The following is a 15,879-nucleotide window of genomic DNA, read 5'->3' as shown; positions in this document are numbered from 1 at the left end:
AAAAATCCGAATCGCTTCTGGTTACAAATTGAGTGGGGATCCCTTATCCCTTGGTGAAAAACAACGTCACCGTGGCGACGGTGACGCCCAGTTTCTTCATCTCGGTTTTATTAAACAGATGGTTCTCATCCTGCAGGTACATCCAGTCGTCAAAGTTCAGTAGCCAGGTGCTGCCGTTGGCCTTCACGTTCATACTGTAATGCCAGTTGAACGCGTTGCCGGCGGCCTGCCCCGTCGCTACCCCTTCGATATCCCCTGCCGTGCCCTCATAGCGATCGTTCCCCACGCGCCGGATATGCCAGACCCGCTGCTGCTTCTCACCGTCGTCGTAAACGAAATGTTCGTTGAGCGTCAGCGTATCGCCGATAACGTCTCCAGCAATCTCAACGTGGAAACGTCGGATCTGCTTGCCGCTGCGATCCTGCACCATCCCCCACGCTTCGGTTTTGCCCTGGAAGAAGTGGAAGATATCAAGCCGCGGCTGCTGCTGGCGGTACTCGGCCACCTCCGTGCTACAGCCCGCCAGCAGCATCGTCAATGCCAGCGCCATCATCAGGATACGTTTCATTTTTGGCCTCCGATTAACTGCTGACGCAGCTCAGGATATTGCGTACGGGGAGCCAGCCAGATGGCCAGAAAACGGGTACTGAACGCTTCTGACTGGCGTGGTCCCAGGGGAATAAAGGTTTTCTGAAGGGTCGGATCGCGGTACCAGAACTGCCCCTGCTGGTCATCAAGGACAAACGCCAGCTGCGAGCCCGGTCGGACATCCGGCCACAGCGTCCGGAGCATCCGCAGCCAGGCTTCGCTTTGCGGTTCCTGCGCCAGGATCCCCTGCGCCTGCCACTGGTCGCGGGTCGCCTCGACCAGCTCATCGCGATCGATGTCGCGCGCATAGGTAATAATCAGCGCCTGATCCTGGTTCTCCCGACCGTAACGCCCGTCCGGCGTACGCAGCTGGGAGGTATAGACGGTGAACGGTCCCCAGGTGAGCGTGGCATCGCCCACCTTACGCCACGCCAGCCAGTCGGCGGCCTGTGCCGCGGGCATGGCGATCAGCCAAAGCAGCAAAATCGCAGCTCTCATTTTTGTCTCCCCATCAGCAGGTGGAAAAACAGCATCAACACCAGCCAGCCCGGCGCCATCCAGCTGACGACGATAAAGGTCGGCTCCAGAAACGTGATGGCATCCAGCCGCTCGCCAATCAGGTATGCCACCGGGCCTCCCACCGCGGCCAGCAGGGTCAACAGCCAGCCGGGCAACGTGGTGGTGCGCGTCAGCTGCGTCCAGACGGTGGCGAACATCAGCCACAATGCCACCATCCATAGCGGCATCAGGGAGTCGCCCGTGAAGGCTATCAGTCCCGTCAGCGCCCAGAGCGTATCGAGCAAACTGCCCGCCGCGGCCAGCCCGATGGCGTAAAAACGGTATACAGACGGCAAGAGCAGGCATGCCAGGATCGCCAGCGCGAGCCAGATAATCAGGCCCTTTTCGCGAAAGAGCACCACCAGCGCCCAGTAAAGATCGAACGCGACGGCCAGCAGAAAGACCTGAAGATATCGTTTCATACGCGCTCGGCGGTCAGCTGCACCACGCTGATGGTGCGGGCGTTAAACCCGGCTTCGCAGTAGCCAAAGTAGTACAGCCACATGCGGCGGAACCGCTCATCGAAGCCGAGCTTTTCAATCTCCTGCCAGGCATGGACAAAGCGCTGCCGCCAGTGCGCCAACGTGCGGGCGTAGTCCGGCCCCATGTCGAACAGATTGCGCACCACGAAATCGGTGTGGCGCGTCATCAGATCGTTCATCGCGGTGATGCTCGGCAGGAAGCCGCCGGGGAAAATGTAGCGCTGAATAAAATCGACGCTTTTGCTGTAGTCGCGATAGCGCTGGTCCTGAATAGTGATGGCCTGAATCGCCATGCGTCCTCCCGGTCGCAGCCGCGCCTGGCAGGTACGGAAGAACGTGGGCAGATAGCGCTGCCCGACGGCTTCAATCATCTCTATCGAGACCAGCTTGTCGTACTGCCCGGAGAGGTCGCGATAGTCGCAGAGCAGCACCTCGACCCGATCCTGCAGTCCGGCGCGGGCGATCCGCTCGGTCGCCCAGACGTATTGCTCCTGCGACAGCGTGGTGGTGGTCACCCGACAGCCATAATGACGGGCCGCATATTCCGCCATCGCGCCCCAGCCGGTACCGATTTCCAGCAGATGATCGCCCGGCTTCAGCGCCAGCTGTTCGCACAGACGCGCCATTTTGGCCTGCTGGGCCGCCGTGAGATCCTGCTCGTCCTCCGTAAACAAGGCGCTGGAATAGAGCAGCTCCTTATCCAGAAAATGGGCATAGAAGGTGTTACCCAGATCGTAATGGGCGGCAATATTTTCACGCGCCTGCGCGCGGGAGTTTCGTCGCGTCCAGTGGCGTAGCCGCTCCAGCGGCCTGCCGAACAGACGGAACCCGTTTTCCAGACGGCCAAGCACCTCGCCGTTGAGCGCCAGAAGTTCCAGTAGCGGCGTAAGGTGCGTAGTTTCCCATTCGCCGTCCATCCAGGCTTCTGCCGCGGCAAGGCTCCCGCCCGTTAAGACGCGCCAGTAGACGCCGGGCGTCAGGATCTGTACATCGGCATGCAGCGCGGAGGCTGACTCACCAAAATGAAAGGTCTGCGCCCCTTCACGCAGCGTGAGCGAGCCGCCGCGGATACCGCTTAACAGACGAAAAAGCAGCCAGCGCGCAAGGCGCACGTTGCGCGGGATATCGGGTTCTAACGCAAAGACGGGATCGGTCATGAGCGTTCACTCCTGCTGACGGGATGGTTATACAGCGGCACGCGCTTGAGCCACAGGCGCAGCGCCTGCCAGTAAATGGCAAAAACGGTTTTCAGGGTCATGAGCGGGATGCGCACCAAAAGCGAACGCAGCGCGGGGCGCGTCAACGGCTCCCTGCGCAGCGCCAGCGTGGCGTCGAACACCTTCGCTTCCTGATGATTTTCAATGTGCATATGCAGCGTGTTATCCGGCTCGTTAAAGCGCCAGTGGTAAGTCATGTCCATTGGATTGAAGGGAGAAACGTGAAACGCTTTTTCCGTGGGCTGTGCCTCCCGTCCGTTGACGGCATAGTAATGACGTTCATTCCACGGCGTGTTGCGAACCTCCGCCAGCACCCAGCGCAGGCTTCCTCTCCCGTCATAGCAGTAGTAAAAGTTGACCGGATTGAAATGAAAGCCGAAATAGCGCAGCTGCGTCAGGAGCATGACCCGGCCGGCCGGACGTTCTCCGGTCAGGCTCTCCAGCCTGCTCAGCACGTTCTCTTTGAGCGGCGTGCCGAGCGGATAGTCCGCGTCGTGGAACGAGGCGGCGGCAAAGCGATTGCGCCGCACGCCGACGGACGGCAGCAGCGGCAGTTCATCGAGATCCAGCCAGGCCATAAAGACGCTGTAGCTGAATTCGTGGGTTTTCGGCTGGAGGCGGCGGTGGCGTAATACGCCGTGGTAGAGGCAGCTGTTCATCTCAGTTCCCCTCTCCGGCCGCTATCGCGTTGACCACGTCCAGCGCGCTGCGCACGCCATCCTCATGAAAACCGTTGTACCAGTAGGCCCCGCAGTACCAGCTCCGGTTATGACCGTTGATCTCGCCGCGCCGCGCCTGCGCCCGCCAGCTTTGCGGGTTAAACAGCGGATGTTCATAAACGAAGCGTTGCAGAACGAAGCGTTCATCTACCGGCGCGTCAGGGTTCAGGGTGACGCAGAAAAGCGGACTGCCTGCAGGCAGCCCCTGCAGAATGTTCATGTTGTAGGTAACACAGGCGCTGGACTGCGCCTGAGCGCTCAGGCGGTAGTTCCAGCTCGCCCACGCGCGAGGCCGCACCGGCAGCCAGCGCGGGTCGCTGTGCAGCACAACCTCGTTGCGCTGCCAGCCAATATCGCCCAGCACCTCGCGTTCTGCGGTGGTCGGGTCGTTAAGCATGGCCAACGCCTGAGCGGAGTGGCAGGCAAATATCACCCGATCGAAAGTATGGCTGCCGTTTTCGAGCTGGAGGGTGACCCCGCGCTCGTGGCGGCTCACCCGCTGCACCGGCGAATTGAGATGCAGCGTCAGACGGTCTCCCAGCTTATCCAGCATGGCGCGGATATACTCCCGCGAGCCGCCCGGCACCACGTACCACTGCGGGCGCTGGGTGATATCCAGCAGGCCATGATGATGAAAGAAGCGTAAAAAAAGCGGCAGCGGGAAGCGCGTCATCTCCTGCAGCGATGAGGACCAGATGGCGGCCCCCATCGGCAGAATGTAGTGGCGCGCAAAAAACGGCGTGAAGCCGTGCTGGTCCAGAAACGTCTGCAGCGTGGCGTTCGGATCCACCTCCCCGTCCAGCGCCGCTTTCGCCAGGCGGTTAAAGCGAACGATCTCGCCCAGCAGCCGCCAGAATGCCGGATTCACCAGGTTTCGACGCTGGGCAAACAGCGACGTCAGGGTGTGGCCGTTGTACTCAAACCCCGTCGCGGGGTCGTGCACCGAAAAGCTCATCTGCGTTTTTTGCCCGCTGATGCCCAGCTCGCTGAGCAGGCCCATAAAGCGCGGATAGGTGCGATCGTTGTAGACGATAAATCCGGTATCGATCGCGTATGTGCCCTGTGGCGTCGTCACGTCAACCGTTGCGGTATGGCCGCCCGGCGTGGATCCCGCTTCAAACAGGGTCACCTGATGGTGTCCGGCCAGGCGCCAGGCGCAGGTCAGCCCGGCGATGCCGCTGCCGATAATCGCAATGTTCATGAACGCACCATCCTGCGCAGCAGCGCGCGCTGAAGAAACGCAGGCAGCCCGGAGAGCAGCCGTAAAATGAAGCCAAACCCGGACGGAAACGCGATGTGCATTTTCCCTGCCGCCAGTCCGATACGGATCGCCTTGACCGCCTCGTCGACGGTCACCCTGCCCGGCATGGCAAAATCGTTTTTTTGCGTCAGGGGCGTATCGACAAAGCCCGGAGAGACAAGCGTGACGGCAATCCCTTTAGGCTCCCAGTCCAGGCGCAGGCTGTCGGCAAACCAGCTCAGCGCCGCTTTGGACGCGCCGTAGGCCTCCGCGCGGGGAAAAGGCAGCCAGTGGGCCATCGAGCTCACCAGCACCACGCGGTTGCCTCGAACCAGCTGCGGCTGCAGCGCCTCAAGGCAGTTCACCGGCCCAAGGAAATTGGTGTTTATGACCCGCTCCACCAGCGCCGCATCCACCACGCCACCGTCGAGGTATTCGCAGGTACCCGCGCAGAGAATAATCAGGTCGGCGTAGCTGCCCGTCAGCGCCTGGCGACAGGCGTCCCTGTCCGTCATATCGAACAGGCGCACGGTGAGATTGGGGCAGGTCTGATGCAGCGCTTCCAGACGCGCCGGATCGCGCCCGCAGGCAATCACATGGTAGCCGTCAGCGGAAAAGGATTTCGCCAGCCCGGCGCCAATCCCCGAGCTTGCGCCGGTAATCAACACCGTCTTCATGATTTGACCCTCCGCTTCACGCCGCGAACCGCCCAGCCCAGCAGAGGAAGATGTTCGTAGATCATCTCTCCCGCATCGTAGTAGTCGCGCTGGCGCGTGATGAGATCGTTTTCCGTCTCCACCACCGAACATCCGGGCAGGTCGAGCGGTTCGCCTCCGGCAATGCGCGGATGCGACCAGTGCATCACCCAGGTGACAACAAACCGGTTCCCGCTGCACAGCGGCGGATCGATAGAAAAGCGGCAGTTCTCGACGTTGGCCAGCAGATGAGTGAAATAGCGCTGAAGCGCGAAAAGCCCGTCATGCTGGCCAAACGGATCGATAAGCGTGGCATTCGAATGATAAAGCCCCGCCAGCGCGGACGGCGGCTGGCTATCCAGTGCGGCGTAGTACTCAACAAACCGACTCACGACAGAGGGCAAAGTGCTCATGGGTCACATCCTGGCTGTAAACAACGTGGCGTAATCGCATACTTAAAACTTACACAATTAACGTTATTTGTCCAAGTTTGTGCAAAATTATTTTTTATTACTTATAAATATCAACAAGTTGACAACTCAATAATTTGACGTTTTTTTAGGCCGGGTAAGGCGTAGCCGCCACCCGGCTTTCACTTTCAGGTTATCCTTAAGGCAAATTCAGCGGTCATCTTCCAGGCTTATCCTTTTTATTCATAAGGATGCCTGACATGAAACGTTTCTTTCTCTCCCTATTCTCCAGCCCGGAATCCTTATTGCAGGTGATGAGCCAGCAGGAAATTATTGAAGCCGTCGAAGATGGCGATCGCATCATCATCGACCAGGACGGGAACGCCTCGGTGAACTACAAGAGCAACGAGGTGCGGCAGGACTTTCTGCGTCACGTTAACGCGCTGAAGAGGGCCTGATATGGGAACGGCAATATTTATGGTGCTGATGGTCTGCGGGTACTGGTACACCAGCCGCGACCTTTCGACCCGCTTTAAAATCAAGCGTTCCTTCGGCTGGGACGTCTATTTTCTCGTTGCGCTTTACGGCTGTATTTTCGTTTTGCAGGGGGTGATTGCGACGGGGTTGCTCTGGCTGCTGCTGCTCACCCTTTCTGCCGCTAACAACGCTTTCCACTTTGCCTCACCGAAATACACCGACTGGCAAATCGACTTTATGAACTGGAGTTTTTTAGGCATTCAGGCGCCGGTGGTGGTGATGCTGGCGTTTGCCATCCTGTTTTGTCTCTACCGGTCTAACTGGGCAGGCAGCGCCAGGCTGGACGGCGAGAGCCGGAAAAAACTCTACAAACGGCTAGCGCAGGCGAGCGGGATCGAACAACTGCTGTACCAATGTATGGAGCAAGGCGAGCTGGCGCAGGTCACGCTTCGCTCGAGACGAATTTACGTCGGTATGATCCACACCGCGACGCTGGAATATGAAAAAACGGCCAATATCGTGCTGATCCCGATGTTGAGCGGGTACCGGGACGCGAAAACCATGAATCTGCGCATCGAGAATAATTACAGCCGGTGGTATGCGGAGCATGACATTACGCTCGACTCGGAACCCCGCAGCGCCATGTCATTCCGCAAGGTGATTTTACTCAATCAGATTGAGAGCATCTCGCTGTTCGATCCCGCCAGCGCCAGCGCGCTGTCGCTGGCACAGCGGGACGAGAGCACGGGGCCTAAAGAGACATCCCCATAATTCTGAGTACGCTCTGCTGTGAGGCTGTTTCAAAAAGGACGTTCTTAATGCAGAGCATGCCCTGCTTCTGGTAGAACCGGTACGCTCCTGCGTTCTGCTCAAGCACTTCCAGCCAGAGATAGTCCTTTCCCCTGCTCCGGGCCATGTCGATAATTTTATTGAACATGTCCTGACCATAGTTCTTGCCGGTCTCGGCAGGATCGAGGTAGAGCTTGTTGAGGAGAACGCCCCTCTTGTCCGTTTCTGGAAGCATGGCGTCCCAGGTCACTTTCATAAATCCCACTGGCCGATCGGTCTCTGCAACATACCAATAAACAGCGTTATCTTTCAGGCTCTGTTCAAGTACAGAAACGGCGTACTCGCCGTCCAGAAAGGCCTTCATCTCGGCGTCGGATACCCACAGATGCTGAAAATGGGCGGGGTATATGCGGTATCCAAGTTCGCATACGAGCGCAGAATCGGCCCCGCTGGCCTGTCGAATTCGATGAGTCATGGAAGGTATCCCTGGTCATCACCCGCGTTGGGCATGTTGATAGAGGTCCCAGCGGTTGCCGTAAATATCTTCAAACACCACCACCATACCGTACTCTTCCTCACGAGGTTCTTCACAAAAATGAACGCCTTTTGCTTTCATGGCATGGTAATCGCGCCAAAAATCATCCGTCTGAAGGAACAGGAAAACTCGGCCACCGCATTGATTACCGATAAAACCTTCCTGCCTTTCGTTAGACGCACGAGCCAGCAAAATATTGCAGTCGCTTTCCGGGTTGGGTGAGACGACTACCCAGCGTTTCCCCGGTTGGGGCGTATCCTCTACAAGGGTAAACCCCAGCTTGTCGGTGTAGTATTCAATGGCGCGATCATAGTCATCAACCACAATAGCCACGCAGCCGAGGCATCGTTTCTGTGTTCTCATTTCCGTTACCTTTACTCTAAATGGTTATGCTCAGCGCTTTTCCACTGAATACGCGCACATAAAAACAGCGATCGCATGCGTAACCCGACGAGCAATTTCTTCATCAGATAAGCTTTTTCTGGCGCCAAGCTTTATCTCAAGGCTTGTCATCCCGAGCCACAACCCGGCCAGGTCGTCAGCCGCTTCGCGCGGGGAGCACGCGATCAGTAAGCCCTTTTCAACGGCTTCACCGATAATTGTCTCCAGCATCTGCTGCGCCCTGCCGGGACCTGCCGCATAAAAACGCGCGGGTAACTCCGGATGACGAATAGCGGCGGAGGCAATTAAGCGGTCCCAGCCCGTCAGCTCGCGCTGGTTGATGAAGCGGACAAAACGGTTGCCAAACGCGGTTAAGACCTCGGTCAACGACAGATGATGCCGCTCGGAAAAATCACTGTCACTGATGGTCAGATCCGATTCCTTACGGAGTACGGCCTCAACAAGCAGATCTTTATCCGCGAAATTGGCATAAAGCGTGGCTTTTGCCACCCCGGCAACGCGGGCAATTTCTTCCGTCGTGACATCGAGGCCTTTCTCGAGAAACAGGCTTCTTGCGGCCTGCAGTATCGACTGCTCCTTTGACGGATCTTTTGGGCGGCCTTTCTGCCGAACCTTTTCTCTCATCGTTTACGACCTGACAAAAGCATGCTCATCATGAGCCCCCCGATAACGGTTATGTGTTCAAGCGCGATATGAAACTCCTGGGTGCGCTGGGGCTCGCTAAATTTCCAGAATGGATGCCCCACCGGAATGGTGAGTAATGTAAACACAATCAGCATTGCCGATCCAATCCATCCGTAGCCCGCAAAATTCGAAATCACCAGAGCAGAGCCTACAAGCTGACAGAGAATGGTGCCTGTCGCGAATAAGACGGGCCAGGGGAGACCCACGTCCACCATTTCCAGCACAATCTCTCCAAAGTTGAACAACCCGTAAAAGCCTGCCATCCAGAAGAAAAAGGTCAGTAAAATTCTTGAAAGACAGAGTGTAGTGATAGATGACGTGATTTTTGACACTGAATTATCTCTTTGATCATTTAAAAGACTGGCAAGTCTACTTATTAATTACCAGACCGACAAGTCTGGTAAGTTCGATCAACGCCCTGACACACCAAAACGGGTGGGTGAACATCAGTGTGAGAACGCGCTAGTCTGCCTCAGGTGAATGGATGATGAGCGATGGAGACATATGGAAATTATTTTGATGCGACACGGCGAACCTGAATACAGGGGCGCGGGAAAGGTGTCGTACAGGGAAATGGTGGGATGGATCGACAGCTATAACCGCTCTTCAACGGGACGCGACAGACCTTCGGAGATGGCTCAAATCCTCGCGTGCCGCGCGCTGACGTTTCTCAGCAGCCCTCTCCCGCGAGCCCTTTCATCATTGAAATCGCTGGGGTGTGAACCAGGCTTAATTAATGAGGTTTTTCGGGAAGCAGAGCTGCCGGTGTTCCGTATTCCGGGGTTACGGCTATCGCCTTTTTACTGGGCAGCGTTGTTTCGCGTTCTTTGGCTCTGCGGCCTGTCTGGCGAGTCAGAGCGCGTAAGCGCCGTAAAAAAACGTGCCGCTAAGGCGGCTGAGATCCTCATGTCGGCGGCAAGGGGCGCCGACGGACCCGTCTTGCTCATGGGGCACGGGGTCATCAACCGGTTCATTGCAAAAGAACTGATCGCATCAGGCTGGAAAGAACAGACTCTTCCGGGTAAGGGGTACTGGGGAGCGGGGGTTTACAGCATTGTATAGCGGCACATGCTGAGGCCGAGGATTGTTCATCCTCGGCGCACGCCAGCCGACTGTTATTCGCAAATGCTGAATGCACCTGTCAGCCATCGTCTGGAGAACTAAGAGGAGCCTCGCTAGCCCCCGATTAATTCTGCCATCGCCCTCTTCAGCGACGTGATGACCTCATCCGTCTCCATGCCCATTTGCGCATGAATAATGGCACCGTCAATGAGCAGCATGATTTCATTGACGACGCGCTCATCCGCGATGGTCGTCAGCGACGCAATAATATTCTTTGTTTCGATTTTATGATCGCGGCATATCGCTTTTATTTCGCTTTCAATATCTTCGGATTTGGCTTCTGCGCTGGCATTAATAAACGCACAGCCGTGGAACTCGGGCGAAATAAACCATTCAAAGAGCGTTGCAGAAATCGCATCAGCGGGTATTTCGCCTTCATCGAGATGTCGGCGCAGCGTGGATTCAAACCAGCTAATCCATATTTCATGCCGATAGTTCAAATAGGCGAGAATAAGTAAACTTTTGCTCGGAAAATAGCGGTAAAACGTCACCTTCGTCACTTTCGCCTCTTTAATCAGCGTATCCACCCCCGTCGCCCTGAAGCCCGTTGAATAAAACAGATCGTGCGCCGTGAGTAATATTTTATCCCGGACGCTAATTTTTGTTTCGTTGCCTGCGTGTTCGGTTTTCATTTTTTCGACAGCCTCAAAAAGGGTGTTGACAGCGTTATTTTTCAGGCATAGATTACCCCAAGTAGACAGACCTGTCTACATAAAATCACACTGAGGTAACCGCCATGAACACACGTCCTCCTTTACCGCCCTTCACCCGTGAAAGCGCCATCGAAAAAGTCAGGCTGGCAGAAGATGGCTGGAACAGTCGCGACCCGGCGAAAGTCGCGCTGGCCTATACGCTGGATACCCAATGGCGCAACCGCGCAGAGTTCGCCACCAACCGTGAAGAGGCCCGGGCGTTTCTCGAGCGGAAATGGAAAAAAGAGCTGGACTATCGTCTGATTAAAGAGCTGTGGGCCTTTACGGATAACCGCATCGCGGTCCGCTATGCCTATGAATGGCATGATGATTCAGGCAACTGGTTCCGCTCGTACGGCAACGAAAACTGGGAATTCGCCCCGGACGGCTTGATGAAGCGCCGCTTTGCCTGCGTAAACGATATGCCGATAAAAGAATCCGAGCGCCTGTTCCACTGGCCGTTGGGCAGACGCCCGGACGATCACCCGTCGCTGAGCGATCTGGGCTTATAGAATTTTCGCATCACTCCGGGCCGCCCCGGAGTGATGAATTTACAGCGCGCCCAGCTGTTTCATCAGCGTCAGGTTGTCCTCAATATGCCAGTTTGCCGCAATTTTACCGTCGCGGACTTCATAAATATCCGTAGCGATGAAATCTATTTTCTGCCCTTTTCCCTTTAGCTTGCCAAATATCCCGGTGAATGTGCCGTAAAAATGCAAATGCGAAACCACGCGATTGCCTGAAATAATCATCTGCTCAACGTCACAGCGTAAATCCGGCACGGCGGCACGAAACGCCCGGGAGGCTAAAATAGCGCCTTCAGGCACCTGTTTACGACCTTCCGGGGGCGTTTTATCGATGAAATTCACCGCCAGCGCATCACGCGCCAGGGACTCTTCTCCCGTATTCCAGAACGTTGCATATTCTCTGGCAACGGCTTCATTCGCCCTTAATTGCGCCTGGGGCAGGCTCTTATCAACAATAAGCTGTTTCGGCTGAAGCCATTCCAGCTGCGCCGAAAATGTGGTGCCGGACAGACCGGCAAGAATAAGCATCGCTATAGCTGGACGAAAACACGTCGTATATTTCATGATGTCTCTCAACAGAGTATTACGTTACCCGCAGACGATTACCTGCGGCTTAAACCGGAGTGGATTCAGTTAATTAACGCCCCGCCCTCAATATCAATGACCGAGCCCGTGACAAAGGGATTGTCGATAGCGAAAAGATACCCTTGCGCGATGTCCGCCGCCCTTCCCCAGGCTTTGGCCGGCAGGGTTTCCGCCGCGCCGGCGAGCATTTTTTCCCGCGCGGCGGCGTCCATCCCCGCATACGCTTCCGTATCGGTCAGGCCAGGACTCACGACGTTGACGCGCAGCGGGGAAAGCTCCTTCGCCAGCACTTTTGTCGCGGCCTCAATGGCGGCATTCATCGTGGTTTTTACAATGGCGCCCGCCACGGTGCGGCGCGCCACAAAGCCGCTGGTGAACGTCAGCGTACCGCCGGGGGCGATGTTCCCGCTGAGATAGCGGGCGACATTTATGCTTCCCCAGAATTTTGTATCAAAGGCCACTCTTGCCGCACGGAGATCCAGTCCGGAAAGGAGCCCTCCCGGTGCCTGTGAACCTGCCGTAACGACAATATTATTGACCTTGCCCAGCGTCTCACCGAGTGCAACAAGCTCTGCCTCACGGCTGATATCCAGCACGAGGGTGTGAACAGACGCGGCGTGGGCGCTCAGTCGTTGCCGCGCGGCGTCCAGCTTCGCGCTGTCGCGTCCCGCGAGAATAATCTCCTCGCCGCGCCCGGCAATCAGGCTGCCCACGGCGAAACCGATGCCGGAAGCGCCGCCAATAATTAAGGTTTTACGGGTCATAACGTTTCCTCCTGCAGGGTGTACGTTGGGTAATCGGTGTACCCCGTTGCGGTACCGCCAAACAGCGTGGCGGGGTCGCGTACCTGTGCCAGCGGCAACCGGTGCGCCAGACGGTGAGGTAAATCCGGGTTGGCAATAAACGGTCGGCCGAAGGCAATCAAATCGGCATAGCCAGCCGCAAGGATCTCTTCGGCTTTATTCAGGTCATAGTTACCCGCGACGATCAGGGTTCCGCTGAACGTCTCGCGAAGGGATTGACGGAAACGCTCGGGTATCTTCGGCGCGTCGTCCCAGTCGGCCTCCGCCAGGTGGATGAACGCAATCCCCTTTTGTTCACACCAGGCCGCAAGCGCGAGTATGGCTTCAGATACCTGCGGGTCGTTCATCCCGCGCTGGGTAATAAACGGCGAAAGGCGGATGCCCGTGCGCTCGCGGCCAATGGCCTCGGCAATGGCGCTTAACACCTCCTGGGCGAAGCGGATCCGGTTCGCCAGCGTGCCGCCGTACTCATCCGTGCGTTTGTTGGATGTCTGACGCAGGAACTGGTCGATCAGATAGCCGTTTCCGCCGTGAACCTCCACGCCATCAAACCCGGCCTGAACGGCATTGAGTGCCGCCTGACGGTAGTCCGCGATGATGCTGTGAATGTCCTTGCGCGAGAGGGTTCTCGGCTGCGGGCAGTCAACCATCTGGCCTTCCCCACGCTCATTCACCACCCACACCTGCGCGTCCGGCGCCAGCGCTGACGGGGCGACGGGCTGACCGTCCGGGTGAAAGCTGGCGTGCGACATTCGCCCAACGTGCCAGAGCTGAGAAAAAATCACCCCGCCCGCCTGATGCACGGCGCCAGTCGTGAGTTGCCATCCCGAAACCTGCTCCGGCGAATGGATGCCGGGCGTCCATGAGTATCCCTGGCCCTGAGGCGAAATCTGGGTGGCTTCCGTGATGATTAACCCGGCGGTGGCCCGCTGCCGGTAATACTCCGCCATTAGCGCGGAGGGAATATTGCCCGGCTGAAGTGAGCGCGCGCGGGTCATCGGCGCCATGACGATACGGTTTTTCAGCTCTTGCTGACCCAGCCTGTAGCGTTCAAAAAGAGAGGTACGTTGCATATTTTCATCCCTTATGGTGTGGATGAAATCACTTTACAGGCGACATCTGATTTTGATAATTACGCTAAAAGCAGATGCACTTTTCGGAAAAGATGAATAATGGGTAAACTCGAAGACATGGCCTTACTGGTGGAAGTTGCCGGGGCCGGAAGTCTTTCCGCCGCCGGACGACGCCTGTCGCTTTCCCCCGCCACCATGACGGCCAGGCTGAAGGCGATTGAGGAGCGTTACCAGACGCGCCTGTTTCATCGCTCAACGCGATCTCTCACCCTGACCCGCGCAGGCGAAGAGTTTTACCACGCCGCGCTGCGCGTGCTGGAAGAGATGCATCACGCCGAGTCGTTACTGATGCAAAAAGAGGGCGTGCTCAGCGGCAACATTCGCCTTTCCGCGCCCTCGGACTTTGGCAGACAGTACCTCAGCCCCGCCGTCATTGAATTTTCCCGACGCCATCCTGCCGTAAAATTTTACATCTCGCTAAATGAACACGTTGAGGATCTGGTTGCTAACCGGCTGGATATGAGCGTGCGTTTCGGTAACCTGCCGGACAGCAGCCTTGTCGTCAGAAACATCCGCCCGAACCATCGGGTGCTGGTTGCCTCCGGGGCGTATCTTAACGACCGCGGCATCCCCGCCACGTTTGCGGATTTAGCCCGACACCGGTGCCTGGCGCTGGAGTCTCAGGGCGTGGTGATGAACGAATGGCGTTTTGAAAAAGAGGGAGAGGAAAACGTTGTGCGCGTGGAGCCCGCCATGGTGTGCGACGACGGTGCAGTGCTTCGCCAGTGGGCTCTCAGCGGAGCTGGCATCGCGGGAAAATCGTGGTGGGACGTCAAAGACGACGTTGAAGCCGGAAGACTCACGGTGCTGTTTGCCGACAGCTTCACGGGCTTTAGCCGATACGATCGCAAAGATGTCGGGCTGCAGTTTGTTTATCCGCAGCGCAAGCTGCAGCCGCTTCAGGTTACGGCGTTCAGCCAGTTTTTTCTCGAGTGGCTAAAAGAACATTAATTCGTCGCCAAAATAAGAGACAGCGCGCATTTCGGTGCCACCCTCAGGACTACCCTATGAGCGGTTTTCAGGAGGAACAAAACATGAAAAAGCTTCTGATATGTTGTTTGTTTGGTAATACCGCAAACTCACTCGCCAAAAAGATGCAGTCTCTGGCAGAACGCGACGGCTATCCGCTGATGATTAGCGCTGTAGGGCTGGATAACTTCGCCAGCGTCGCTCCCGCGTTCGATGGGTTTCTCATCGCGCCGCACATTCAGTACAAACTCGATGAGATAAAAGAAACGGTGGGTAATACGCGTTCAATCGCCATCGTTGAGAGTCTTCCCTATGCCTCTCTGGACGCGAGGAAGGTATTGGACTTCGTAAAGGAACAGATGCCTGAGCTGGCTGCCTGAAATATAAGGCCGCATCGGTTCTGCGGCCTCCTCAAACAGTTATGTTCAGTGCAAGGCAACTGCGCCGAAACCCTCGCTTATCGTCGACAGATAGATGCCATAGTGCACGAAAAACAGTGATACACTTACCCCACCTGGTTGATCGTCCCGTCTGAAGGGCTCATGATGAATGACGGTAACCAAATTACGAAATGGTCACTCGTTGTTAATCGAAGCCTGTCACGCTAAGCTTAAATAATGACTAAAAATATGAATCCCCCATCAGCACGTGGTCCACTTGACCACGCTGTCAGAGAGCAAATTGTCGAAGCCGCCTTTGAGCACTTCGGTCACTACGGCTATGAAAAAACCACCGTCGCCGAGCTGGCGAAATCGATCGGTTTTTCAAAGTCCTACATTTATAAGTTCTTCGATTCCAAGCAGGCTATCGGCGAGGTGATCTGCGCTAACCGCCTGGAGCTGATCATGGCGGCAGTGCTTTCCGCTCTTGAGGGTGCACCGTCAGCAAGCGAAAAACTCCGCCGTCTCTTCAAAGCGCTTACCGAGGCCGGAAGCGAGCTGTTTTTCCACGATCGTAAGCTTTACGACATTGCCGCCGTCGCCGCACGCGAGCAGTGGCCGTCGACAGAACGGTATGCAGAAAGCCTGATGAAGCTGATTGAGAGCATCATCATCGAAGGCAGGCAGGCCGGAGAGTTTGAAAGAAAAACGCCGCTGGATGAGGTCACTCAGGCTATCCACATGGTGATGTGTCCTTACATTAACCCCGTTCAGCTGCAGTACAACCTTGAAATGGCCCCCACCGCGGCGGTGCTTCTCTCTTCACTCATTTTAAGAAGCCTGGCCCCCTAATTTGTGACCATTGACATTTT

The 15,879-nt window shown here is 56.6% G+C and carries 23 protein-coding genes; 7 read left to right on the top strand and 16 right to left on the bottom strand.

The features are described from left to right. Positions 1–43: 43 nt before the first annotated feature. The 8 genes from V1587_RS13090 to V1587_RS13055 are packed head-to-tail and all read right to left on the bottom strand — an operon-like array spanning position 44 to position 5,912. Positions 44–568: a DUF3833 domain-containing protein gene (locus tag V1587_RS13090; RefSeq protein ID WP_371897488.1), complete on the bottom strand. Its 525-nt coding sequence runs from the start codon at positions 566–568 to the stop codon at positions 44–46. After that, complete coding sequence (locus V1587_RS13085; protein WP_262777615.1) at positions 565–1,086, bottom strand: chalcone isomerase family protein; 522 nt, start codon at positions 1,084–1,086, stop codon at positions 565–567. The genes V1587_RS13090 and V1587_RS13085 overlap by 4 nt, the downstream gene beginning before the upstream one ends. After that, positions 1,083–1,568, bottom strand: coding sequence for a DUF2878 domain-containing protein (locus V1587_RS13080; protein WP_069719274.1), 486 nt, complete (start codon positions 1,566–1,568; stop codon positions 1,083–1,085). Before V1587_RS13080 ends, V1587_RS13085 begins: the two co-directional genes overlap by 4 nt. Next, complete coding sequence (locus tag V1587_RS13075; protein WP_371897489.1) at positions 1,565–2,785, bottom strand: class I SAM-dependent methyltransferase; 1,221 nt, start codon at positions 2,783–2,785, stop codon at positions 1,565–1,567. The genes V1587_RS13080 and V1587_RS13075 overlap by 4 nt, the downstream gene beginning before the upstream one ends. Further along, positions 2,782–3,504: a DUF1365 domain-containing protein gene (locus V1587_RS13070; protein ID WP_371897490.1), complete on the bottom strand. Its 723-nt coding sequence runs from the start codon at positions 3,502–3,504 to the stop codon at positions 2,782–2,784. The genes V1587_RS13075 and V1587_RS13070 overlap by 4 nt, the downstream gene beginning before the upstream one ends. Before the next feature lies 1 nt (position 3,505). Then, a complete protein-coding gene (locus tag V1587_RS13065) occupies positions 3,506–4,765 on the bottom strand; it encodes an NAD(P)/FAD-dependent oxidoreductase (protein WP_371897491.1) in 1,260 nt (419 codons plus the stop codon). After that, complete coding sequence (locus tag V1587_RS13060; RefSeq protein WP_371897492.1) at positions 4,762–5,481, bottom strand: SDR family NAD(P)-dependent oxidoreductase; 720 nt, start codon at positions 5,479–5,481, stop codon at positions 4,762–4,764. The genes V1587_RS13065 and V1587_RS13060 overlap by 4 nt, the downstream gene beginning before the upstream one ends. Then, a complete protein-coding gene (locus tag V1587_RS13055; protein WP_371897493.1) occupies positions 5,478–5,912 on the bottom strand; it encodes a nuclear transport factor 2 family protein in 435 nt (144 codons plus the stop codon). Before V1587_RS13055 ends, V1587_RS13060 begins: the two co-directional genes overlap by 4 nt. A gap of 257 nt (positions 5,913–6,169) precedes the next feature. On the opposite strand from V1587_RS13055, the gene V1587_RS13050 reads away from it, so the two are divergent. After that, positions 6,170–6,367 (top strand): hypothetical protein, encoded by a 198-nt coding sequence (locus V1587_RS13050; RefSeq protein ID WP_008502331.1) that lies wholly within the window; start codon positions 6,170–6,172, stop codon positions 6,365–6,367. A gap of 1 nt (position 6,368) precedes the next feature. After that, positions 6,369–7,157, top strand: coding sequence for a hypothetical protein (locus V1587_RS13045; RefSeq protein WP_395314357.1), 789 nt, complete (start codon positions 6,369–6,371; stop codon positions 7,155–7,157). Here V1587_RS13045 and V1587_RS13040 read toward each other — a convergent pair. From V1587_RS13040 to V1587_RS13025, 4 genes are read right to left on the bottom strand one after another with little or no spacing between them, the layout of a single operon-like run. Next, complete coding sequence (locus V1587_RS13040) at positions 7,138–7,650, bottom strand: N-acetyltransferase family protein (protein ID WP_371897495.1); 513 nt, start codon at positions 7,648–7,650, stop codon at positions 7,138–7,140. The genes V1587_RS13045 and V1587_RS13040 overlap by 20 nt on opposite strands. A gap of 18 nt (positions 7,651–7,668) precedes the next feature. Continuing rightward, a complete protein-coding gene (locus V1587_RS13035; RefSeq protein WP_028015889.1) occupies positions 7,669–8,073 on the bottom strand; it encodes a VOC family protein in 405 nt (134 codons plus the stop codon). Between the two features lie 30 nt (positions 8,074–8,103). After that, entirely contained in the window at positions 8,104–8,736 is a 633-nt protein-coding gene (locus tag V1587_RS13030; protein WP_371897496.1) for a TetR/AcrR family transcriptional regulator, read from the bottom strand. Beyond that, a complete protein-coding gene (locus tag V1587_RS13025) occupies positions 8,733–9,128 on the bottom strand; it encodes a DoxX family protein (protein ID WP_023292497.1) in 396 nt (131 codons plus the stop codon). Before V1587_RS13025 ends, V1587_RS13030 begins: the two co-directional genes overlap by 4 nt. 172 nt (positions 9,129–9,300) lie before the next feature. Here V1587_RS13025 and V1587_RS13020 point away from each other — a divergent pair, with 172 nt between their 5' ends. Then, a complete protein-coding gene (locus V1587_RS13020; RefSeq protein WP_371897497.1) occupies positions 9,301–9,858 on the top strand; it encodes a histidine phosphatase family protein in 558 nt (185 codons plus the stop codon). Between the two features lie 113 nt (positions 9,859–9,971). On the opposite strand, the gene V1587_RS13015 is transcribed toward V1587_RS13020, so the two are convergent. Next, positions 9,972–10,550: a TetR/AcrR family transcriptional regulator gene (locus V1587_RS13015; protein ID WP_371897498.1), complete on the bottom strand. Its 579-nt coding sequence runs from the start codon at positions 10,548–10,550 to the stop codon at positions 9,972–9,974. Between the two features lie 104 nt (positions 10,551–10,654). Here V1587_RS13015 and V1587_RS13010 point away from each other — a divergent pair, with 104 nt between their 5' ends. Further along, positions 10,655–11,122 carry a nuclear transport factor 2 family protein gene (locus V1587_RS13010; RefSeq protein WP_032674724.1) on the top strand — a complete coding sequence of 156 codons (468 nt, stop codon included), beginning with the start codon at positions 10,655–10,657 and terminating at the stop codon, positions 11,120–11,122. A 39-nt stretch (positions 11,123–11,161) separates the two neighbouring features. Here the strand turns inward: V1587_RS13010 and V1587_RS13005 are convergent, their stop codons facing one another. From V1587_RS13005 to V1587_RS12995, 3 genes are all read right to left on the bottom strand, one after another. Further along, positions 11,162–11,701, bottom strand: a complete 540-nt coding sequence (locus V1587_RS13005) for an ester cyclase (protein WP_395314356.1) — start codon at positions 11,699–11,701, stop codon at positions 11,162–11,164. A gap of 65 nt (positions 11,702–11,766) precedes the next feature. Beyond that, positions 11,767–12,486, bottom strand: a complete 720-nt coding sequence (locus tag V1587_RS13000; protein ID WP_371897500.1) for an SDR family oxidoreductase — start codon at positions 12,484–12,486, stop codon at positions 11,767–11,769. Beyond that, on the bottom strand, positions 12,483–13,598 hold the full coding sequence (locus tag V1587_RS12995) for an alkene reductase (RefSeq protein ID WP_371897501.1): 1,116 nt from the start codon (positions 13,596–13,598) through the stop codon (positions 12,483–12,485). The genes V1587_RS13000 and V1587_RS12995 overlap by 4 nt, the downstream gene beginning before the upstream one ends. Positions 13,599–13,697: 99 nt before the next feature. On the opposite strand from V1587_RS12995, the gene V1587_RS12990 reads away from it, so the two are divergent. The 3 genes from V1587_RS12990 to V1587_RS12980 all read left to right on the top strand — a co-directional run bounded on the left by V1587_RS12990 (position 13,698) and on the right by V1587_RS12980 (position 15,859). Beyond that, positions 13,698–14,609 (top strand): LysR substrate-binding domain-containing protein, encoded by a 912-nt coding sequence (locus V1587_RS12990; protein ID WP_371897502.1) that lies wholly within the window; start codon positions 13,698–13,700, stop codon positions 14,607–14,609. Between the two features lie 83 nt (positions 14,610–14,692). Next, on the top strand, positions 14,693–15,007 hold the full coding sequence (locus tag V1587_RS12985; protein ID WP_371897503.1) for a PTS sugar transporter subunit IIB: 315 nt from the start codon (positions 14,693–14,695) through the stop codon (positions 15,005–15,007). 237 nt (positions 15,008–15,244) lie between these two features. After that, positions 15,245–15,859, top strand: coding sequence for a TetR/AcrR family transcriptional regulator (locus V1587_RS12980; RefSeq protein WP_371897504.1), 615 nt, complete (start codon positions 15,245–15,247; stop codon positions 15,857–15,859). Positions 15,860–15,879 lie beyond the last annotated feature (20 nt).

This window comes from Enterobacter sp. ECC-249 (assembly GCF_043965265.1).
GTDB lineage: Bacteria > Pseudomonadota > Gammaproteobacteria > Enterobacterales > Enterobacteriaceae > Enterobacter > Enterobacter quasiroggenkampii.
The sequence above is the reverse complement of the archived record's forward strand: the minus strand, read 5'-3'. Positions and strand labels throughout refer to the sequence as shown.